General features: G+C 58.5%; 17 protein-coding genes and 1 pseudogene. 8 read left to right on the top strand and 10 right to left on the bottom strand.

Going from position 1 to position 20780, the window contains the following annotated elements:
• The first annotated feature begins 265 nt into the window (after positions 1-265).
• The 3 genes from DIE02_RS29685 to DIE02_RS29675 are packed head-to-tail and all read left to right on the top strand — an operon-like array spanning position 266 to position 3823.
• Positions 266-2020 carry a recombinase family protein gene (locus DIE02_RS29685; protein ID WP_124530094.1) on the top strand — a complete coding sequence of 585 codons (1755 nt, stop codon included), beginning with the start codon at positions 266-268 and terminating at the stop codon, positions 2018-2020.
• Positions 2013-2927, top strand: coding sequence for a ParB/RepB/Spo0J family partition protein (locus tag DIE02_RS29680; protein ID WP_124530092.1), 915 nt, complete (start codon positions 2013-2015; stop codon positions 2925-2927). Before DIE02_RS29685 ends, DIE02_RS29680 begins: the two co-directional genes overlap by 8 nt.
• Entirely contained in the window at positions 2924-3823 is a 900-nt protein-coding gene (locus DIE02_RS29675) for a plasmid partitioning protein RepB C-terminal domain-containing protein (RefSeq protein WP_124530090.1), read from the top strand. Before DIE02_RS29680 ends, DIE02_RS29675 begins: the two co-directional genes overlap by 4 nt.
• Before the next feature lie 76 nt (positions 3824-3899).
• Here the strand turns inward: DIE02_RS29675 and DIE02_RS29670 are convergent, their stop codons facing one another.
• The 3 genes from DIE02_RS29670 to DIE02_RS29655 form a co-directional block, all read right to left on the bottom strand.
• Complete coding sequence (locus tag DIE02_RS29670) at positions 3900-4280, bottom strand: hypothetical protein (protein WP_124530088.1); 381 nt, start codon at positions 4278-4280, stop codon at positions 3900-3902.
• Positions 4281-5482: 1202 nt separating this feature from the next.
• Entirely contained in the window at positions 5483-5794 is a 312-nt protein-coding gene (locus DIE02_RS29665; RefSeq protein ID WP_124530086.1) for a helix-turn-helix domain-containing protein, read from the bottom strand.
• Between the two features lie 405 nt (positions 5795-6199).
• Positions 6200-6610, bottom strand: a complete 411-nt coding sequence (locus DIE02_RS29655; protein ID WP_124530082.1) for a hypothetical protein — start codon at positions 6608-6610, stop codon at positions 6200-6202.
• A 377-nt stretch (positions 6611-6987) separates the two neighbouring features.
• Between DIE02_RS29655 and DIE02_RS29650 the strand changes: the two genes are divergently transcribed.
• Complete coding sequence (locus tag DIE02_RS29650; RefSeq protein WP_124530080.1) at positions 6988-7380, top strand: hypothetical protein; 393 nt, start codon at positions 6988-6990, stop codon at positions 7378-7380.
• 58 nt (positions 7381-7438) lie between these two features.
• Positions 7439-8212: a hypothetical protein gene (locus DIE02_RS29645; protein ID WP_124530078.1), complete on the top strand. Its 774-nt coding sequence runs from the start codon at positions 7439-7441 to the stop codon at positions 8210-8212.
• Positions 8213-8388: 176 nt separating this feature from the next.
• Here DIE02_RS29645 and DIE02_RS29640 read toward each other — a convergent pair whose 3' ends face one another.
• The 6 genes from DIE02_RS29640 to DIE02_RS36200 all read right to left on the bottom strand — a co-directional run bounded on the left by DIE02_RS29640 (position 8389) and on the right by DIE02_RS36200 (position 12752).
• Positions 8389-8748 (bottom strand): hypothetical protein, encoded by a 360-nt coding sequence (locus DIE02_RS29640; RefSeq protein ID WP_124530076.1) that lies wholly within the window; start codon positions 8746-8748, stop codon positions 8389-8391.
• 93 nt (positions 8749-8841) lie between these two features.
• Positions 8842-9096: a DUF2442 domain-containing protein gene (locus DIE02_RS29635; protein WP_124530074.1), complete on the bottom strand. Its 255-nt coding sequence runs from the start codon at positions 9094-9096 to the stop codon at positions 8842-8844.
• 148 nt (positions 9097-9244) lie between these two features.
• Positions 9245-10021 (bottom strand): hypothetical protein, encoded by a 777-nt coding sequence (locus DIE02_RS29630; RefSeq protein ID WP_124530072.1) that lies wholly within the window; start codon positions 10019-10021, stop codon positions 9245-9247.
• Between the two features lie 610 nt (positions 10022-10631).
• Positions 10632-11420, bottom strand: a complete 789-nt coding sequence (locus DIE02_RS29625) for an ATP-binding protein (protein ID WP_124530070.1) — start codon at positions 11418-11420, stop codon at positions 10632-10634.
• Positions 11401-12351 (bottom strand): DUF1376 domain-containing protein, encoded by a 951-nt coding sequence (locus DIE02_RS29620; RefSeq protein WP_124530068.1) that lies wholly within the window; start codon positions 12349-12351, stop codon positions 11401-11403. The genes DIE02_RS29625 and DIE02_RS29620 overlap by 20 nt, the downstream gene beginning before the upstream one ends.
• 5 nt (positions 12352-12356) lie before the next feature.
• On the bottom strand, positions 12357-12752 hold the full coding sequence (locus tag DIE02_RS36200; protein WP_260441534.1) for an AlpA family transcriptional regulator: 396 nt from the start codon (positions 12750-12752) through the stop codon (positions 12357-12359).
• Positions 12753-13049: 297 nt separating this feature from the next.
• Here DIE02_RS36200 and DIE02_RS29610 point away from each other — a divergent pair, with 297 nt between their 5' ends.
• Positions 13050-15188 (top strand): ATP-dependent endonuclease, encoded by a 2139-nt coding sequence (locus DIE02_RS29610; protein ID WP_124530066.1) that lies wholly within the window; start codon positions 13050-13052, stop codon positions 15186-15188.
• Positions 15188-16981: a UvrD-helicase domain-containing protein gene (locus DIE02_RS29605; protein ID WP_124530064.1), complete on the top strand. Its 1794-nt coding sequence runs from the start codon at positions 15188-15190 to the stop codon at positions 16979-16981. The genes DIE02_RS29610 and DIE02_RS29605 overlap by 1 nt, the downstream gene beginning before the upstream one ends.
• Before the next feature lie 176 nt (positions 16982-17157).
• On the opposite strand, the gene DIE02_RS29600 is transcribed toward DIE02_RS29605, so the two are convergent.
• Positions 17158-18297, bottom strand: a complete 1140-nt coding sequence (locus tag DIE02_RS29600; RefSeq protein WP_124530062.1) for a site-specific integrase — start codon at positions 18295-18297, stop codon at positions 17158-17160.
• Between the two features lie 751 nt (positions 18298-19048).
• On the opposite strand from DIE02_RS29600, the pseudogene DIE02_RS29595 reads away from it, so the two are divergent.
• Positions 19049-20780: pseudogene (locus DIE02_RS29595) on the top strand (heme utilization protein); the annotation flags it as partial.

Raw genomic sequence — 20780 nt, 5'->3', positions numbered from 1 at the left:
TAGGAGGTTTAACGCCTCTCTTAGCAAGGCCACGCCTGCGTTGATGTCCGATGCCGAGCCGTCGATCCGTCCAGTCATTGATAGATAGGCAAAGTGGACGGCCGGCGAATGCCGCGCCAACGCCACTAGGTGCGGGCCGCTTGGGCCGCGCACGCCTCCTAGCCAGTTTTGTACCGTCCTCTCGCTCGCGCCCGTCCATCGAGCGAGCTTCTTGATCGAGTTTCTCGATCCGCCCATTTCTTCTTTGAGCGCCATGGCGATCGCCATGGGATATTCCGCGCCGATTCTTTCCCTTTCTTCGCGCAAATTCTTGCGTGTTGTCGGCAACATTTTTCGCGCCTCCAAAACTATATTCCCTGAACGCAAGCGAAAGAGCGGGCTCGCGTGTCGCCTCCGCGCGGAGGCCTGCGGCGACACGCGGCTGCCCCCTCGCGGCTCGAAGGGAGGCAGGGTGGAACGGACAACTCGCAACAAACATCCGCAAGGCGCGGCTGGCCGAGGCCGCGCGGCGGCTTACGTGCGAATGTCGACGGAGCACCAACAATACTCGACCGAAAACCAAAAGGACGTCATCTTGGCGTTCGCGGAAAGTCGCGATCTGGACGTAGTGCGTGTCTACGCGGATGAAGGGAAAAGTGGGCTGCGGCTCGACGGGCGCGACTCTTTGAAGGCCTTGCTAAGAGACGTGGAGTCAGGCGCGGCCGACTTTTCCGTAATTTTGGTCTATGACGTTAGCCGATGGGGTCGTTTTCAAGACCCAGACGAAAGCGCAAGCTATGAAATCCGTTGCAAGCACGCGGGTGTGAGAGTGCTGTACTGCGCCGAGCAGTTCGAGAACGACGGAAGCCCCGTGTCAAGCATCATCAAGAGCGTTAAGCGAACGATGGCTGGCGAATATAGCCGCGAGCTCAGCGTGAAAGTGCACGCCGGCCAATGCCGCCACATCCGGAACGGTTTTCGGCAGGGCGGCCCGGCGGGCTTCGGCCTCCGCCGCGTACGGGTCGAGCCGAACGGGCAGAGGCACGAGCTCAGACGTGGCGAGCACAAGGCGATCCAAACCGATCGCGTCATTCTTGTCCCGGGGCCGTACGACGAGGTAGCTACTGTACGCGACATCTACCGATGGTTCGTCGAGGAGGGGCGCTCCGAGGCCGAGATCGCCGCTGCGCTGAACGAAGCTGGCGTGCGCACCGATCGCGGCGTCGCGTGGACTCGGGGAACGGTCCACCAGATTCTCACAAACGACAAGTACGTCGGCGATAACGTCTGGAATCGGGTGTCGTTTAAGCTCAAACAAGAGCGCGTCCGCAATCCGCCGGCGTCATGGGTTCGCGCGGACGACGCATTCGAGCCGATCGTCGATCGGATCATCTTCGAGGCCGCCCGCCAAATCATCCTCGCGCGCTCCTACCGGCTCACCGACGCGGATATGCTGGAAGCTCTGCGAAAGCTGCTGCTTCGAAACGGCTACCTCTCCGGCATCATCATTGACGAGTCGCCCGGCTGCCCGTCCAGCAGCGCCTACGCGAGCCGCTTCGGCAGCTTGCTTCGCACCTACGACCTGATCGGCTACGCGCCCGCGCGCGATTACAGGTACGTCGAGCTTAACCGCCGCCTGCGGGAGCAGCATCCCGAGGTCGTATCGGCCGCTGAGCGGGCAATGCTTGACGCGGGCGCGCGCGTCGAGAAGGACATCGCGTCCGGTTTGCTGTGGGTCAATGAAGAGTTCAGGGTGTCGCTGGCCTTGTCGCGCTGCCGGCCGACCAATGCGGGCTCGAACCGCTGGATCATCCGCTTCGACACCGCGTTGCGCCCGGACATTACCGTCGCCGTTCGCATGGAGCTAGACGCGCAATCGATCCGCGACTACTTCCTTTTGCCGGCCATCGATGTTTCGACGGACGTGGTCCGCTTGGGTGACCACAACGATTTCGGCTTTGAGGGCTATCGCTACGACGACCTGGAAATGCTCTGCCACCTAGCTCGCCGGGTTCCGCTGAAAGGAGTCAGATATGAATGACCGCGTCGACAGAATTGTGTCTGCGCTTTCGCGCAGCGACGAGATCGCGCAAATTCCGGTCGCGCAGCTGAGAGTCCTGAATCCAAGGACGCGCAACCCGTATTTCTTCTCCCAGCTTGTCGAGAACATTGCGTCGGTTGGCCTCAAGAGGCCTATAACGGTGGCCCATGGCGGCCGCGACGCCGATGGCGAGTGGTATGAAGTGCTGTGCGGGCAGGGCCGCCTCGAAGCGCTCAAAGCGCTTGGCGAGAGCATGATTCCGTGCTCGATCGTCGAGGCCAGCGAAATCGATCGCTACCTCATCACGCTCACGGAGAACATCGCGCGGCGACGTCATTCCACCGCCGAACTGTTGGGCGGCTTGCAAGTCCTTCGCGCCAAAGGCTACTCGACGGCCGAGATTTCCCGCAAAACGAACCTCGACGACGCCTACGTCAACGGCATCCTGCAATTGTTGGAAAAAGGCGAGCAGCGACTCCTGCAGGCTGTCGAGAAGCGCGTCATGCCCCTCTGGCTTGCCGTCGAGGTCGCCCGCTCGCCGACGGAAGAGGTCCAGGCGGCGATGGTCGCCGCCTACGAGTCTAAGACACTGACGGGTGACCAATTGTTGCGCGTGCGCCGAATCCTGAGCAAGCGCGAGGCGGCGGGCAAAAAGATGGGAGGTCGTCCAGTTCAGCGCGAGAAGCCCACGCCGCAGAAGTTGCTGCGAACCTACAGGAACGAAGTTCGCCGCCAAAAAATGATTGTGCAGAACGCCAACCTGCAAGAGCAGCGCCTTCTGCTTATTACTTCAGTCCTTCGCCGCTTTCTCGCCGACGAGCATTTCAGAACGCTTTTGCGGGCAGAAGGCGTCAAGGATATCCCCGAGGCGGTCGCCTCCCGCATTCCGCCGGAGCTTATGCCATGAGCAATGTCAGACACGGTTTCGAGGCGAAAGTTATTGAAGTTCCTTTGGGGCGGATCGTCTCCAGTGCGCCGCTGGGAAAGGGCGTGCTTGAAACGGCGAAATATAAGACCATCCTTGGCTCCATCGAGGAGCTTGGCGTCATCGAGCCGCTCGCGGTGTTTCGGTCGCCTCGCCAGTTCGGAGACTTCGAGCTGCTTGACGGCCGGTTGCGACTTGAGGCGCTCAAAGAACTGCGTCGGGATACCGCGCCGTGCATGGTCTCCACCGACGACGAGTGCTTCACGTTCAACCGCCACGTCACGCGCTTGTCGGCCGTGCAGGAGCACAGGATGATACGGGCGGCGCTCGCCAAGGGCGCCTCTGAGAGGCGAATCGCCGAAGTTCTCCGTATGGACGTACGCAGCATTCGCGAGCGGGCAGCCCTGCTCGACGGAGTCGCGCCGGAAGCGGCCTCGCTTCTCAAAAATCGTCAGGCAGCTCCCAAAGTGTTTTCCGTTCTGAAGAAGATGAAGTCATATCGCCAGATTGAGGCGGCCGAGATGATGATCGCGGCGAACAAGTTCACCGCGACATACGCCGAAATGATCTTGGTCGCCACGCGCTCCGAGGCGCTCGTCGACGGCCCCAAGTCCAAAAAGAAAGACGAAATATCGCCCGAGGACCTGGCCAGGATGGAGGCGGAAATGGAGCGGTTGCGGCAAGACTGCCAAGCCGTGGAGGACGAGATCGGCGAGACTATGCTGTCGCTGGTCGTCGCCAAGAGCTTCATGGCTCGTCTCCTCCGCAACGAGAACATTTATGGCCACTTGAAGCGGCACCACAGCGACTTGCTTACGAGCTTGGTCTCGACCATGGACGCGATCGCGGCGGACAACCGCGTCACCGAGCAGGAATGAGGCGGTCCGCATCGGCAACGCCAATAGAGGCGGCAAAATCAAAACAGGAGGGCAATTTGCCCTCCTGTGTCCTTCGTTAAAACGGGAACCCGTTGTTCTCATCTTCCGGTGGAAGATGAGCGGTTGGGGTATGACTCGGCAGGACACCGATTGCTGTGGCGGTGAAGTCGCCGGTTTTTATGCAGCGCCAGGTCCAGCTAGACGGGGTGTCCAGCTCGGGCGCCCTGCGCCAACTGCCCGATCGATACGGGCGAAACTGCCACCGGCCGCCATGCTGCGTGTGGAACAACGCCAGGCGTCCGAATTCGCCAACCTGCGCTTCACAGTTGTCCAGCCGGACGACCCGAACTTCCTCACCAAAATCGAATACGGCCTCGTCGCGCACGACGCAGAGCAGTTCGACATCGAGGAAGAAATCGCACGCGACGTGTTTTGCCGATTTGGGGATGTTCTCCATTTCTCATTCTCCTGTTATGCCGGGCCATGAAGGGATGGGTGTTGGTCCGGGCAGGAGAGAGATGGCGAACGCGAAGTGATAAACAGAATCGGCACGCGTATGCCTACCTGTTACCTTCCCGATCGGTGAATATCCCTATAACAGACGCGCGTATAGTGAGTTTCTGAATTACTGTTAGCATGACTATGCGATCCGTGAAAGGGTCGGCAGTCCACACACTCTCTAGAATGTGCCGGGGCTGCCAACCCCAGACACGTTCGTGCACTTCAGTTTCAGCTGACTGCCAATCAGCTGGAATCGACCGCTGAAGCGTGGTGCCTGTAATTGGGCTCGCCACGTTACGCAGGGCGCTGGGGGCTGCGATGCCTCCTTCGACCCAATCCAGTTTTGCGGAGTGGGAAGTCGGGCGACACGGAAACGGGCCTCCAGGCGACTGGAGTATCCCTGCCATGTGCGAACGGGTGAAAATCCCGACAACGGGCAGCCCGAAAGGGTTGGACGGTGTCCTGGGTGGTGGGCTTCTGAGGCGTCGGTAACGGCGCAGGGACGTGAGGGGAAATCTGGATCGTCTGGTACTCGTTGGCGCAAGCCGATGAGATCGATGCATAGCTCAAGCCATTTATTGCATCCCAAGAGGATGCATCCGGGTAAGTCGTGACGGGCCGCTGGCCGGTTCACCGGGAGGTGGGCTGGTTAGTCAGGGCGCGGTGATGCGCCGGCAAAGTAGGGGAGGTGCTCTGGAACCTCGACCCCCTGAAACCCGCTGCAAGGCGGGGTAGGCCCACAGGGCTAATTGCTGGTAGCGGAGCGCGGCGGCATGTTACGTCGACACATGTGGCTAACGTGGGAATCACCAACGGCCGATTGAACCCGGGTGGCACCGGGCAAGGTACGGGTGAGGGAGACTGGCTGATTAGCAGCGATGCGAGGGCAGACCTGACGGTTGTCCAGGCGGAGCGAAAGGTCGGAGCGGTATTTTGAAGTGTACGAGTGTGTTCTGGGTCACGGCAGGGCCTGGCAGCCCTGCTCATTTTCACGGAGAAACGGCGTAGTAAAAACATCAGACCAACGGCCGTAGGGCCAAAGTCGTCACATGAAGTGGCGCAACCACTGCCGGGGTAGTTCGACCCGGCAGTTTCCTTTCGCACTTCGGTGTTATCTGTGGGTCACGGGCCGCCCGACAGGAACTACGTTCCGGAAGCCTATATCTCGCGCGCCGCTGCCAGCAACCGCGCCCGAGCTCGCTTTGACGCCTGCCCGTAAAGCAGGATCAATTCGGCAAGGTCGTCGTCTTCGGCAAAGAAATAGGCAGGTGGGACCGAAAGCTCGGCGGCCAGCCGGCAGGCAAACGGGTAATCCACCTTGTGGATGCCCAGTTCGTAGCGGTTGATACGGGTGCTGGCGACGAAAGGGTCCAGGCCCGCCGCAATGCCCAGCGATTTCTGCGACAGCCCGGCACGAAGGCGGGCTTCCTTCAGCCGACCTCCGAAGACCGTATTGTCTGTTGCCGACATTGCGTAACTCTGTATTTTCAGAGTTACGAATATCGTAGTTAATCGCAATTCCAGATACTACGAAGATCGTAGTGGATGAGGATGTCTACCGGGAGGGCGACGGTTGTGCACATCAGACCGGAGAAATCAGGACAGACCCGTCCGAACCCCGGGGATTCCCGATCAGCGCCGATCCTGGGTGCCGTTATGGGAGCGAGCATCAACCGGCTCGTCGGGGTGCCGATCGCATCGACTGTGTCTCATCTCTCGACGAACTGCTTCAATCGCCCCCGTGATGGGGAGGAAGAACAGCCTTGGGGCCTCTCTGGCTGCCTTCATGAATTCGCGCATGACGGCATTCATTTGGGATGCTCCTTCGGTACGTGCGAAACCTGCCGGTGACCGTCAGTCCGTATGGTTCCACGACTAATGAGAATTGTCGTGGAAAATGTTTGCCGAAAACCATGAATAGCTTGGATCGGTATACCAGTCGTCTTCCAGACGAGGGCGCCCTGACAAGTCCCATGAGTCGTCGTCGTGAAGGCCACGAACGAATGGATCGCCGTAGTCAAATCGCCGTGTTCCGCCCGACCGCGCTCCACGAAACAGGGGGGCGAAGAAAGACAGCATGGGGGCAATCAGCGTGACGACGACGGGAGCGAACGCTGTCTGCACAATGATGTCGGCGACAAACAGGTTGATGTGGAAATGGGCCCACACAATATCCAGCAGATCCTTGATCTGGATGAGTACGGTTAGCGCTAGCAGGCCGACCGACGCACGCATCCAGAACGGCGCCCTGGTAAAACGACTGTAGGACAGGATCAGAGGTTTCATTTCAGGTCCCTTGCATCGCACTTCCGTGTTGTTGTGCTGGCTATTCATCTTCCATGGACATCGTCCAGCCGGGACGACCTTCCCGGAGGACGTCCCGCTGGGAGTTGACATACTACGATTATCGTAGCAAGCTCCCGTCCAGATAGCTACGAATTTCGTAGTCATCCGGTGGTGGTGCGAGCCGGAAAAAAGAGAACTTGACCTCAGGGGCCTGAGAAATTGAAAAGCCAGGATCGAAATGCCTCGTAGCGTACGGATTGCGCGCTTGGCCTGAATCGCCGCGTCAGGTTTCTGCTTGCCCATCTGTTTTCATCCGTGCGGCGGACGGGGTGCTCTTCGCCGCTGCGCGTCATTTCTTTCCAATCCGGGGATTCACCATGAGGAAGATTCTGGTTGCCGCATCGGTCGCGGCTTCGGCTGTGCTGGCTGGCTGCGCCGTGAGTGCGGGCAATGAGGCACTGAGGGATCAGAGCCAGACGTCGGTCGGCAATTCGATCGTTGAGGGCAAATCGACCAAGGTTGACGTGCAGACGGCATTTGGTTCGGCGAACAAGGTGTCGTTTACCGATGCCGGCCTGGAAATCTGGAACTACGAATTCGACCATGCTACGCCTCAGGCCATCAACTATGTGCCGGTCCTGAATCTTCTGGCGCATGGCGCAAACATCGAGAAGAAGACGCTGACGGTGCTGTTCGACGAAAAGGGAATCGTGAAGAAGTATACGTTCGCCGAAAGCAGCAACGTGGTACGTGGCGGTATCGCCCGGTAAGAGTTCTGGCTGTCCGGGAGGACAGCCAGACATCCAGTCAATCAAGGGCGATATCGATATGAAAAAGCTGTTTCTGATCTGCACGCTGGTTACTTCAATCTGCGGCTGTGCCGTCAACACGGCTCCGCTCACGCGGGATCAGGTCGCCGCGAAGGTTGCGGTCCAGGTGGGTTATGCCGGTTGTAACAGCTGCAACATGGTCAGGACGTACGTCGCACCGCGTCTGTACAGGCAGCAATTCATCAACGCCCCGGATTTCCATGGCTGGCTGGATCTGAACCTGCAGCTGGTCTCCACAAACTACAACACCGCTGGCCACGCCCAGGCGTACCGGATCGTCGCCGGGGTGATCGCAAACGGCGGCTTTCAGGATGCCTGGATGACGCACGTTCCCGGCGATCCGCAAGATCGTTGCCCCCGTGATGCAGAGGTCGTGCATGGCTATCACGGGTTCCACACGGGCAACGGCATCGAGTTCTGGCTCGTGAAGGGTGACGGTACATACGTGGCGCTGGGTCATGTGGCCGACAGCAATGGCGAGACGATCAAGGATCTGGAATGCTTCAACAATGTCGGCAGCGGGGCGTCGTGGACCCAGATGATCGACCTGCCGGCAAAGGTCGTTGAGGATGCCGAGCGCGAGAACCAAGGTATCCGGATTTTTGCCGGCCGTGCGTTGACGAAGTACGAGTCGGCGAGCGACGGCTACAACCCGGTGACGACCGCGCATACGGTTCGCAAAGGTTTGATGCTGGAGTTCAGCCCCGACTATCTCGGCGGTTTCGCGGATGGCCTGAAGCGGCTGGGTGCCGGAACGCCTGTTGCGCAATAAGGCATCGGTACAGACGGCGGCACGATTGACTCGCTACATCGGCGTAGGACATGGAAGCCCTCAACGTTTACGTTGAGCAACACGGTCCCCGCTTGAAAACTATCAAATCTTTTGCCAGCAAGATCCCGTGCCTCGATTTTCTCCCCGTGACATTGCCACGGGGAGAACCGCTTCGGTTAGTCCGTTGAATCAATGAAACCCCAGTCGATCGCCAGTTGCTCAAAGCGTTTTATGCCGTGGGCAAAGTAGTGAGCAACGTTATGCGAGCAGGCCCGCGTATCCATTTGCAGGACGCGCAGGACATCGTCGAAACATTCCTGGTCCAGCATGCGCAGATCTGCGAGCGGGAACGGGAAACGTTTCTGGTCATAGAGGCCCAGCAAAAACTCGGCTGCGACGTAACTCGAACCGCCGTCTTCGTGTGCGACGGCATAGAGTCGGCGCAGGGCTGGCAGTCCTGCATCGATCAGATCCTGGTTGGGGTTGCCGTGCAAGACCTTGTTGAGAAATACGGAGAAAGGATCACGTGTCGACATTGGATGACTCGATCGGGTTGTTGTGGCCCATCGCAATGTCAAACGCCCGCATATAAATATGCTCTCGACGGTGGCAGGAGATGTCTTAGCCGGCTACATCTCGCCAAGTCGACGCGACCGGTTACTCATGTCGCCGCGACCGTCCAACAGACCCTCGATCGAGATGTCCTCATCAATGGATTCCCAATGAAGTCCGTAGCGGCCGACATCGCAGGCGGCTTGTTGCGCTGGTGTCGCGTGCAGCAAACGAGGGAACCAGGCCAGTGGAACGCCTAGCGTGCGGCCGTCGGATAATTCCACCCACATGGTGCAATCGTCGAATCGAACTTCTTTAGCTGAAGTGTTCATTCCATGCTCTCTCGACTTCGCCACAGCGACAGAGTTTATGCGACGATGCGTCTATGCCCGCACCAAAGTTGTAGTACCCGCCGCCCGCCAGCTTGGCTTTACCGTCTGTCGCTGTGGGCCAGTAGCGCAACTGTTGTGCCGGTCGCAATTACTCTGGCGCCCTATGCGCGTCTGTTCCGGCCTGATCGGGAAAGGCAATCCGGAAAGCCTCCCGTCGCTCGGCTTGCGTGAGCCCATTGACGACCGGCCGGTTCGGCAGAAACCGGACGTAGGCGAGGAAGGAGCGTTCTGTCGGCTGCGGCCCACTGGCTGGCCGAAGCCGTTTCCAGTCGCGCCGAAGTTCGGCGACAAGCTTGCCGACCTGCCGCCGCACGAGACGAAAGCCCGGTTCAGCGTAGAGCCGGTCGAGCAGGATTTCGGCGTCGGCATCCCGCAAGGCGCCGTCGATTTCGATCTGCCGGCGCCGATCCGGGGGCAACGAAGCGATCCGGTGAATCCGCTCGACATATTGGTTGTAGCTGCGGTGAGTCAGTCGCCACGACCAGGTCTTGCCGTCGTGGACCAACTCGTGCCGCTGATCCGGCGATTTCAGCCGCGAGCGTGGATCGCGCAGATCCTGGAGCTGCTCGCGGTGGGTCACGAGGCCGAGCCCCGCGCTGACCAGCAACACCCAGTCGACAGATAGCTGGCCATTCTCGCTCCGGGTGGCGAGTCGTACGCCATGAAGGCAGCTACTGGCCTCGCCGGCCAGCCGGTGTTTGTGCTTTGTCTGGCGACTGAGATCGGTACCGTACGCATGGGCGAATTTTTTTGTTAGCCGATCGAAGCCCGAGACATCGGTTCGTCCCGCAGCGTAGAAGACGTGCTGATGAACCGCGGCCTGCTGGAGGCGCTGCATGAAGCGGATCTTGTCGGGATGGAGCATGATGCACACCGAGTATGATTTGCATGATTATAAATTCGGATAACTGATGAAACGATATTTAAATTTAATTTTACAATTATTGATACGTGTTACGGGTCATATGCGATATCTTCTGAAGCCCAGCTTCGCTGGGCGAATGCGCAATGAGATATGCGCAATGCGATATGTGCAGTGCGCATTGCACATAGGGCACATGGAAGAACAGTGAGGCAGGCGTCAGCGGGGACAGCATAAAGAGACGTCATATGCGTCGCGAGGGTTTGCAGTCGTGAAAATGAGTCGCCGAAGGCGACATAATTATTAGAGGTTCCGGTTTTGCGGGCTTTCCACGAGAATGGGCCGAAAATACGCGATGAAAGCACATTTTTCATTCGATAAAATCTGGAAAGCGAGGGAGATGCGACGCTCAACGCTGCACCGTCCTCCCGCCTCGACTTCGAGAAACTGCATCTTGCCGGGATCGGGGCGCCGCCTGAATACGGATGTAGTTGCTCTTGACTGACGACTACCGCCATTCGAGTTTGCCGCCTGCTTGCACGCGGTGACGTGACGACATCACCGGTCGCGCACGCCATTGCTTCGGTCGCGCAAGGCAGCTTCAGGACGTACGTCAGGATTGCCCCCGTCTGTTTGCGCCACGGTAAGACGTCCAGTCAAAGATGACCCATGTGCCAATCTCGCGCAACCGGTCAAAACTGCGATCTCCAAGAAAGTCCTTCATTCCATCTCGGTTGAGGTTCGTGAGCAAGATCATCGGCTTTGAGTCGCGATACCGACGATTGATGACATCGAAGAGGATGACCTTTTCGCCTTCTGTACCATATTGCACCCCAACTTCGTCAACTATCAGCAAGCCCACAGAGGACAAATCGTTCAATACATCGAGTTCGGTCAGCGGCGAACCACGACGCCACGTGTCGCGTACCATCCGAATCAAATCGAGGGCATTAACGTAAATGACGGTACTATGAACCATAACGGCTAGTCCGACCGCCACGGCAAGGTGGGTTTTTCCGGTCCCATGCCGACCGGAAAAAATCAGTGAATTGCCATCATTGGAATTTTCTGCGAAGTTAGCTGCGAAATCGGACGCGATTTTCAAGGCGAAGAGCTTTTCCTTCGTGTCAGCAAAAAAGCTATGGAAATTTCGATCAATGAATCGGCGAGGGATGCCAGCGATTTTGAGGCGTTGTTCAATGCGGTGCTGGCGGTTGCGCTCGAATTCAGCAGATCGTCTCGACTCCTCCGCCGTACGCAATTCGGTACCGCATCGATTACATCCGTACCAAATCGTCCGATTGAGAATCGAGAGCATAGTTCCGATTTCCTCGTATGCGCCATGTTTCTCGCATCGGCTGGTGCGCTTCAATTCGGTATATTTAGAAAATGTGGCCGCCATCTTCCACTCCAGCTTGGTAGTCGGTATCGTCCGATTCGGTGCTGCGGCTTTGTTTGCCTTTGCCGTTCGGGATGCGAGACGCAAGCCAGGCAACAGGCTCGTTCGGCGCAGCATCAATGCATTGCTGTCCCAGTTGTCGAGCGCTTTCCGCGCCAAGCGTTTTAATGGCTGAGCCCATGAGCGAACGGGCATGCCTGTCCTCGACTCCATGCAAGGTGAGCCACGGGACAACAACCTGAAAAATGTAACCGTGTGCGCTAAGGTTCGAAGATGAGGCGAATGCGCCTGTGCCGGGAGGCACGGAAGAGTGTCCCTCTTCGTTTCCATTTCCGTTTCCAGACCGTGACATGGCCGGATCTTCGCTGTGATCGTCACCATACTGTCTTTGTGACAGATCGGCAGAGTCGGGAAATTTCTGGGTGAACAGGTTGCGCAGCTCCCTCGTCGAGACGTTCCACTGGAGGATGATCCCAGCCTTCCGCAATTCCCTGAACATCATGCTGCGATCCGTACGCTCACGGCGTTTCCGGACATTGAGATTGCTAAGTCGGGCACGATGTTCTAGCTTGGCTTCCCAGCTTTCCCGGACTTTTTCGCAAACGGTCGGATGGTAAAGGCGCCCATCGTTGCACTTTACCCATCCCGCCAGTACCTGATCACGCAACCTTTTCCACTTGACGGGCGAGCACATTGCCAAATCAGCCAGCACTTCATCATCATCTTCGAGAGAACCCGCCGGCACCTCGTGCCACGCCGCAGTCCACAGGTTTATCAGAGGGAATGCCAGTTCGGGATTGCGCTTCGCGTTGCGCCAGGTCTTGCTGCGGCGCAGTCGTGCGATTTCCAAGGGCATGAAGGGAAAATCACTCAGGTCGCACTCACGTGGTGTCAGCGGCGCGGGCAACAGCACCGAATTTTCGTTCGCAGCCATCTCGCTCACTCCCCGAGGCTTTGGATCAGGGCACGAATGTCTTCGACCCGCCAGGCAGTGATGCGAGCGGACAGCTTGATAGGTTTCGGATACCGGCCGTCTTTCACGCCTTGAAGCCAGTGGGCACGAGAGATGGGTAGTGGGCCGTGCGGCTTGACGATTTGGTTGACCCGAACAAATCCTTCCTCAGGCATTTTTATACTCTCTTGGTTCACGACAACCTCCTTTGGACAATTGACAGTGGGAGGATGGCGCACGCAAGCGATTCCGAAAATGAGGAAGGGGCTCTCAAAAATTTTCCTGGAAAAATTCAGAGTTTCCAACGGAATGAGGTTGGGCCGATGATGTCGCCCATGACCATGCATATTCAAATGCGCCAGCGATTCACGAGGAGTTGGCATGGTCCGTGCCGGCCGGCGGATGTACAACGCGAGCTGTGCGGCCCCTGACGGCATCCGCACTTCAGGATGCGGCCGCTTGTGCCGAATGCGTCTTGCATAAGTTTGCGTTCGTCGAGCCGACGATCGTCAGGCTGGTATGAGCGGCGCCTCACATTGAGATCGCCGAGAAGTGAATGATTGTCGTCCACGGCGAGGCAGACGGCGTCACTCTTGCCTTAAGGGACGGGGTTGCTATAGTGGAACGGTTTTTCGGCAGGTGAATAACACAGAACGATCAAACGGGACAGTTCCATCGCGATGCACATCTCAAAATTCACGCTGGTCAACTACCGCAACTTCCCGAGCACGACGCTGACGTTCAACAAGGGCGTCAACACCGTCATAGGGGAGAACGGTTCGGGGAAGACGAATCTCTTTCGGGCAATCCGGCTTCTGCTTGATGACAACATGCTGCGCTCGGCCTACAAGCTGGAAGCGTCGGACTTCAATCGCGGCCTGAGTGACTGGCGCGGGCACTGGATCATCCTTAGCTTGGAATTTGACGAAATTGGGCCGGACGAAGCGATTCAAGCGCTCTTTCTGCACGGCACCGGTGTTGTTGCCGGAGGCCCGATCGGCCGCGCGACATACAACCTCATCTTCCGCCCCAAGAAGGAGCTCAGGCTGAGGCTTGCACAACTTGCCGATTTTGACTTTGCAGGGCTTACGGCGATCCGCGAGACCATCACCGTCGCGGACTATGAGACGGTGTTCACAGGCAGGAGCGAGGCGGACTTCTCTAACCCAGCGGTCTACAAGGAACTCGCAGGTGACTTCGAAAATTGCATATTCAGTCCCGAGATTGACGATCCTAGAGTTGGTGCGCGCGTGCCAGTCTATCTCTCTGTCGCGAAAGAAGTGTCCTTCACGTTCATTCAGGCACTACGTGATGTAGTAGCCGAGTTCCACAACAACCGGACCAATCCGCTTCTAACACTGCTTAAGGCGAAAAGCGGCGACATTTCGCCTGCCGTGATGACTCCTATTGTGGAAAAGGTTCTCGATCTGAACACCGCGATCGAAGACCTCGAAGACGTACAGACAGTGCGGTCGGACATTCGCGATACGATCAAGGATGCCGCTGGAGAGACGTACTCACCAAGCTCGCTCTCGATCAAGTCCGAACTGTCCGATGAACCGGATAAGCTGTTTCAGTCGCTGCGATTGTTCGTTGGTGAGTCGGAAGAAGACTATGAGGGCGCCATTCACGAACTCAGTCTTGGCGGCGCGAACCTAATATATCTGACGCTGAAGCTACTTGAGTTCAAGTACCAGCAGGTGCATCAAGCGATCGCAAACTTCTTGATCATAGAAGAGCCAGAGGCCCACATTCACACGCACATCCAGAAGACCTTGTTTGATCGCATAGCGTATGAAGACACCCAGATCATCTACTCGACGCATTCAACGCATATCTCGGAAGTAAGCAAGATACAAAGCGTTAACATACTGGGCAGACGCGGCCACGCATGCGAGGCATACCAGCCAGCGACAGGTCTTTCGCCAGATGAACTCGGCAACCTAGAGCGCTACCTTGATGCCGTGCGCAGCAACTTGCTCTTTGCCAAGAGCGTTGTGCTGGTCGAGGGGGACGCGGAAGAAATTCTGATTCCGGTGCTGTTCAAGAAGGTCCTGGGACTTAGCCTTGACGAGCTTGGCGTAAGCCTTATCAATATCCGCAGCACGGGCTTCAAAAATGTCGCCGTTCTCTTCCATGCGTCCAGAATCCGCAAGCGCTGCAGCATCATCACAGACCTTGACTCCGCATTCATCGACACCACGCCGGTGGCGGGCGAGCCGGCAGCGCAGGCAACATATAAGCAGCGCTGTCTTGCCTCACAGGTTTCCGGCGCAGCGCGTAAGGTCGCGCTTGACGCGTTTGCGGCACCGAATCCATTGCTGTCAGTTTGCTACGCTGAGCACACGTTCGAGGTCGACTTTATTGCGGCTGGTAATGGGGAGGTCGTGAAAAGGATCGTGCCCGACGTATATGCCTCGCCCGCTACTATTGCAGCCTCGGAGGCCGAACTGACATCGGGAGACAAGGCAGCTTTCGGATCGAGGGTGCTGACTATGGCGGCGAGCCAAGGCAAGGGATGGTTTGCGGTATTGCTATCGAAGAAGATCGACCACAAAACCATCTTGCCCGATTACATCAAAGATGCAATCTTCTTTGCTCGGCCGACTCTTAACAGGGAGCTTTTCTTTAACATCTACGAATACCGCGTCGCGCAGGCGCTAGCGGTCAATGACATTCCGAACGCTGTCGCAGGCACGGCGCGGGCGAGGCTGGCAGAGTACCGGCAGGGCACTATTGATTTGGCAGCACTCAAAACAGCAATGATGCCTTGCCTCCCAGGCGACCAGATTCACGGCATCCTTGCGGAGGTGGTTTAATGTTCGCCTGGACCACCAGCGAACTAAATGCGGAGCAGGCAGAGGCGGTTCGCGAAGCAGGTAGCGTCTTCCTGATCGCATGCCCGGGCAGCGGCAAGACACGGACGTTAACTTATAAGATCGCTTACGAACTGTCACGTCTTCAATCGGAGCGGCAGTTCGTAATAGCTATAACATACACCCATCGCGCCGCCGACGAGATTCAGCAGCGAATTGAGGACTTGGGGGTTGATACCGCGAGGCTGTGGATCGGAACGATTCACGCGTTCTGCCTTGAATGGATCATCAAGCCTTACGGCATCTACGAGCCAGCTCTCGCTCACGGCTATCGCATCATCGACCAGCACGAAAAGGAGTTGCTGTTGGAGCAGCTCTGCCAGCCGTATGCGAGAGAGCGAATCACTTTCTTCGATTGCGAATACTACTTCGCGCACGACGGCTATCACTTGGGCTGCCCGAATCCGGCAAAACACCTAAGCCTACATGCCATCTTGGCAGAGTACTTCAGGACACTCGAAGCGAATCGACAGATTGATTTCGAGTTGCTGCTGTGGCATGCCTGCAAGCTTGTGGAGCGGATACCCGACATCAGCCGTCTTCTGTCCCAGGTGTTTTCGATTGTGCTTGTCGATGAATATCAAGACACCAAGGAAATTCAGTACGCGATCATCGCGTCAATCTTGCGTTCCGGTGCGGGAGCTACCCGACTCTTCATGGTTGGAGATCCCAATCAGGCGATCTATGGCTCGCTTGGGGGATACCCCATAGATCTGGCTGATCTACGCGCGCTGACCAATCTGGCAATCACGCCCAAGCATCTCTCGTTTAACTATAGGTCCTCATCCAGAATCATTGAGTACTTTGGCAATTTCAACGTCTATAATACGCAGATAGTCCCAGGCGGCGAGGATCAGGACTACCCGAGTCTTATCTCGTACAACACCCAGGTGGCCCGCGAAGATCTCATAGAGGAAATCGCAAGACTGGTCCGCCACAACATCGAGAACTTGGGCATTCCGCCGCAAGAGCTTTGCGTACTGGCGCCCCAGTGGGTGCACCTGGCGACCATCACACGTGGCCTTGCCGCCGCGCTACCGCAGTACCAGTTCGACGGCCCCGGCATGGTGCCGTTCGCGAGAGATACCGAGAACTTTTGGTACAAGCTTTCGCGCATTGCTCTGACCGAGCCATCACCCGGCATGTACAGTCGTCGTTTGCGCTGGGCTGAGGAAGTGCTTCGCGATCTTCGACACGTCGGCGTGGACACGTCGAATCTTTCTGCCAAGACATTTTTGCGGGAGTCGAATGCAATAGACGTCCAGGAGCACGCGGGCCTCGAATACCTGAGGCGGTACTTTGATGAAATCTTCCAACGCCTGCAAGTTCAGTACCGCGAGATCGGACAGCTGCGAGATCATCATGCCGCATTTTTCGAGAGTTCCGCGCGGCGCATTGCGCGTCTACAGAACGATGGCGTTGCTGGCATCGCCGACCTTGAGTTCTTTAGGCGTGTCTTTCAGAATCGCGAGGGCATCACAGTGTCCACGATTCACGGAGTGAAAGGGGCTGAGTTCGATGTCGTTCTGGCGTTCGCTCTCCTAGAGGGCATGGTTCCTCATTTCAATGACCAGAATGGCCCGCAGAGTGCGAGAAAGCTTCTGTACGTGATTGGATCGAGGGCGAGGAAGAACTTGCATCTCTTCTCGGAGCGGGGCCGGCCGCGAGGGCGGAACAATGTCTATTTGCCAACTCGGAGTCTGGCCGCTTGCGTCTTCAACTATGACGTGGTTTGATGGCGAGCACACGCCAGATGATGCGGACTCTGTTCTCACCGAGAGTGTAGGGATGAGCAATGAGTCACCGCCTGCGTCCCCAGCCCGAGGTGACTAAGTCATTCTCCACGGCGAACGGTACTGTGGCACGGAGGAAGTGCAAATGCCCGAGGGGCGGCGACGTCGTACTGTTGAGCCTAGATGATGGCAATTGCATCGAGCTTTGCGCGCATCCGGTCGTGTCGCAGATGTCCGTAATGCTTGTCAATCATCTCAGTCGACGTTCCAGCCATCCGAGCTACCTCGAAGCTGTCGATGCCGCTCGCGATCATTTCGCTGATTGCCGTATGACGTAGGGAGTACATCACGACCGAAGCGGGAAGCTCAGCTTTTTTGGCCGCGTCTTTGAAAGGTTTCTTCCACGAGTCCTTGTTCCAGGGCTGCCCATACTCCGTTGAGAAGACGGACGCGTTGGCGATTTTGCCTTTGATTTGCTCCTCGAAGAAGCGGATGGCGGCCGACGACAGAGAGACGATGCGATGCCCGGTCTTGCCGTCGAGGACGAGTGTGCCTTGCTGGCGATCAAAGTGTTTGACGCAGGTGCGTGCCAGCTCCCCTGGGCGAGCTGCGGTGAACAGCATCGCTTTTACCAGTTGCCGAATGTCTGCAGCGCACGCCTCAAGCAGTGCGCTTCGCTGCTCTGTCGGAAGGAACGACTGTCTGCGACGCCCGACATCCTTAAATTTCGTGACCGTTTTCCATCCCGCGTCGGTCGCAACGAGGCGGTCATGCAGCGCGAGGTTAAGGGCCGCCTTCAACGACGCGAGATTGCGGTTTGCCGAGTCCTTGGCGCGTCTGAGGTCGTCCTCGTCCTCGGCGGCCTCCTCGATCTCGCTGATTTGTTCGCTGAGCCAGTCCTTGACGTGTGACGTACGCAGCTTCGCTAGATCGATGCGCCCAATCTTGTCTCCGTAAACCAGCCGCTTGAAACGGCCTTCGGCGTCCGACTTGCTGGAGGCGCCCTTGTGCAGCCCTAGGTGCTTGACATAGTGCTCGCAGGCATCTTTAACGGTTGTGGTCTTGCTGGACACCCCGGCGTCGACCGCCTTCGACCATTCGAGGGTAGCTTTCACCGCGTCATCGAAATTCGGGAGGGTACCGAGCGCCTTGTATTCTTGCTTGCCCGCCTCATTGCGTCTGCGAGCGATCCAGGTCCCGTCGCCTTCCGCGAGCTTACGGAACCCGACGTATAGACCGGACTGAACTCGGGCGAAATAGGGCTCGCGGCGCGGGGAAAGCCTGTCGCGTGCGGTCTTGCTGACGATAGATGTGGCCATGATTTTCGTACGGAAATGGTACGGAAATTTTAAGCTGGATATCGTTGGACGACAATGTGATTCTTTGTCAATGAAATCAATATGTTGTATGATTATTTTGGATGTTGTTGGATCGCCATGAATCCGATTTCCCGCCCTCCGAAGGCAGGGGTTGCTGGTTCGATCCCAGCCGGGCGCGCCAAGCCTGATCGAGCATTCTTCGTATCGATTTCCTTTTTTGATCGTTCATCTCGCTTGCCTGACCAGGGCAACGTGAGGGCAACGCGCGCCGGTCGGCTCGGGCATCGACAGCGCGCGAGTCACTGATACGGCAGCTTGCGCCGCGCCGCTAGCCCGTGCGCGAGCGATCCAGACGCTTCCGCCGCTCCACTTCAACGCAAGCCTGCGCACGCAGCCACCCGCCGACGCCGGATGCGAAATGGCCGTCACGCGCTCGTGAAATCTTTCAGAACGCATTCAAATCCTGCCGCTGCATCGGCAGCGTCTCGCGCATGTCCCGGTGACATGCGATCGATCGCCTGGTCTATCTAAAGTTTGTCGCTCCATGGTCGTTAATCAGTCGGGTGCAGGATAGGGCCAAATCAAAGTAAAGCGTCGGCTGACGGGGGGCAGTCTCGGACATGCCGCTTCTGAACAACGAACTTGGAAAGGATGAAGCATGACTTCGATCGTAACGGGCATGTCTACGGCGCAAATCGCGGCGCTTACGACGGCGCAGGCGCACGCGCTTACAGGGACTGACATCGGTGCAATGACGACCGACCAGGTCAAGGCGCTGACGACCGACTCGGTGGCTGCGCTGACCACGTCGGCAGTCGTCAGCCTCAGCACGACGGCTGTCGCGATTCTCAGCTCCGACCAGCTCGGCTCGCTGAATACGGCGGACATTGCCGCGCTCAAGACGAACCAGATTGCAGCACTCACGTCCGATCAACTCTCGAAGCTGAGCGCGCCCCAGGCCGGTGCGCTGTCGAGCGCTCAAGTGGCGGCGCTGACGACCAGCCAGGCACAGAACGGCCTCACGACGGACCAGATTCACGCGCTGACGACGGCGCAGGCCGCTGCCTTGTCGACGGCCGACGTCGCGGTGCTGACGACGGCGCAAGTCACGGCGCTGACGACGGCCGATGTCGCGGCGCTGAAGACGAACCAGGTCGCTGCGTTGACGACGACGCAGGTGCAGAACCTGACGACCGATCAGGTCAAGGCGCTGACGACCGCGCAGGCGGCCTCGTTGACGACGGCGCAAGTGGCGGCGCTGACGACCGATCAGGTGAATGCGCTGACGACGGCCGCGTTCGCGGCGCTGAAGCCGACGCAGGTCGCGGCACTGACGACGGCACAGATCGCCAATCTGAGCGCGGCGCAGGAAGGTGCGCTGACGAGCGCGCAGGTGGCGGCGCTGACGACGAATCAGGTGCAGAACGGCCTGACGACCGACCAGGTCAAGGCGCTGACGACGGCGCAGGCCGCGGCGTTGACGACGGCGCAGGTCGCCGCGCTGACGACGGCGCAGTCGAGCGCGCTGACGACGGCCGATGTGGTCGCGTTGAAAGCGACTCAGATTGCGGCGCTGACGACGGCCCAGGTGCAGAACCTGACGACCGCTCAGGCTGCGGCGCTGACGAGCACGCAAATCGCCGCGCTGACGACGGCGCAGGTGCAGAACGGCCTGTCGACCGATCAGGTCAAGGCGCTGACGACGGCGCAGGCGTCGGCCATGACGACGGCGCAGATCGCGGCGCTGAGCACGGACCAGGTGAACGCACTGACGACGGCCGCATTCGCCGCGCTGAAGCCGACGCAAGTCGCGGCGCTGACGACGACGCAGATCACCAATCTGAGCGCGGCGCAGGAAGGCGCGCTGACGACCGCCCAGGTCGCGGCATTGACGACCGCGCAGGTGAAAAACGGCTTGACGACCGATCAGGTCAAGGCGCTGACGACCGCGCAAGCCGCGGCGCTGACGGCGGCTGACGTGACGGCGTTGTCCACCGCGCAAGCGACTGCACTGACGACGTCCGCCGTGGCGGCGCTGAAGACAGGCCAGATTGTGGCGCTGACGACGGCCCAGGTGCAGAACCTGACGACCGATCAGGTCAAGGCGCTGACGACCGCGCAGGCCACGTCGATGACGACCGCGGAAGTAACGGCGCTGACGACGGCGCAGATCACCAATCTGAGCGCGGCGCAGGAAGGTGCATTGACGACCGCGCAGGTGGCCGCGCTGACGACGAGTCAGGTGCAGAACGGCCTGACGACCGATCAGGTCAAGGCGCTGACGACCGCGCAGGCCTCGGCGCTGACGGCCGCTGACGTAACGGCACTGTCGACGGCGCAAGTCACGGCGCTGTCGACGGCGAACATCGCGGCGCTGAAAACGCCCCAGATCGTCGCGCTGACGACGACGCAGGTGCAGAACCTGACGACCGATCAGGTCAAGGCGCTGACGACCGCGCAGGCGGGCGCGTTGACGACGGCGC

Origin of the sequence: Burkholderia sp. Bp8991, from assembly GCF_003853795.1 — a bacterium.
Taxonomy (GTDB): Bacteria; Pseudomonadota; Gammaproteobacteria; order Burkholderiales; family Burkholderiaceae; genus Burkholderia.
Note: the sequence above shows the minus strand (reverse complement) of the source record. Positions and strands in the feature narration are given on the sequence as shown.

Coding starts and splice junctions, on each gene's coding strand:
- DIE02_RS29685 (WP_124530094.1), top strand. CDS start 266: ATGGGATATTCCGCGCCGATTCTTTCCCTTTCTTCGCGCAAATTCTTG.
- DIE02_RS29680 (WP_124530092.1), top strand. CDS start 2,013: ATGAATGACCGCGTCGACAGAATTGTGTCTGCGCTTTCGCGCAGCGAC.
- DIE02_RS29675 (WP_124530090.1), top strand. CDS start 2,924: ATGAGCAATGTCAGACACGGTTTCGAGGCGAAAGTTATTGAAGTTCCT.
- DIE02_RS29670 (WP_124530088.1), bottom strand. CDS start 4,280: ATGGAGAACATCCCCAAATCGGCAAAACACGTCGCGTGCGATTTCTTC.
- DIE02_RS29665 (WP_124530086.1), bottom strand. CDS start 5,794: ATGTCGGCAACAGACAATACGGTCTTCGGAGGTCGGCTGAAGGAAGCC.
- DIE02_RS29655 (WP_124530082.1), bottom strand. CDS start 6,610: ATGAAACCTCTGATCCTGTCCTACAGTCGTTTTACCAGGGCGCCGTTC.
- DIE02_RS29650 (WP_124530080.1), top strand. CDS start 6,988: ATGAGGAAGATTCTGGTTGCCGCATCGGTCGCGGCTTCGGCTGTGCTG.
- DIE02_RS29645 (WP_124530078.1), top strand. CDS start 7,439: ATGAAAAAGCTGTTTCTGATCTGCACGCTGGTTACTTCAATCTGCGGC.
- DIE02_RS29640 (WP_124530076.1), bottom strand. CDS start 8,748: ATGTCGACACGTGATCCTTTCTCCGTATTTCTCAACAAGGTCTTGCAC.
- DIE02_RS29635 (WP_124530074.1), bottom strand. CDS start 9,096: ATGAACACTTCAGCTAAAGAAGTTCGATTCGACGATTGCACCATGTGG.
- DIE02_RS29630 (WP_124530072.1), bottom strand. CDS start 10,021: ATGCTCCATCCCGACAAGATCCGCTTCATGCAGCGCCTCCAGCAGGCC.
- DIE02_RS29625 (WP_124530070.1), bottom strand. CDS start 11,420: ATGGCGGCCACATTTTCTAAATATACCGAATTGAAGCGCACCAGCCGA.
- DIE02_RS29620 (WP_124530068.1), bottom strand. CDS start 12,351: ATGGCTGCGAACGAAAATTCGGTGCTGTTGCCCGCGCCGCTGACACCA.
- DIE02_RS36200 (WP_260441534.1), bottom strand. CDS start 12,752: ATGCCAACTCCTCGTGAATCGCTGGCGCATTTGAATATGCATGGTCAT.
- DIE02_RS29610 (WP_124530066.1), top strand. CDS start 13,050: ATGCACATCTCAAAATTCACGCTGGTCAACTACCGCAACTTCCCGAGC.
- DIE02_RS29605 (WP_124530064.1), top strand. CDS start 15,188: ATGTTCGCCTGGACCACCAGCGAACTAAATGCGGAGCAGGCAGAGGCG.
- DIE02_RS29600 (WP_124530062.1), bottom strand. CDS start 18,297: ATGGCCACATCTATCGTCAGCAAGACCGCACGCGACAGGCTTTCCCCG.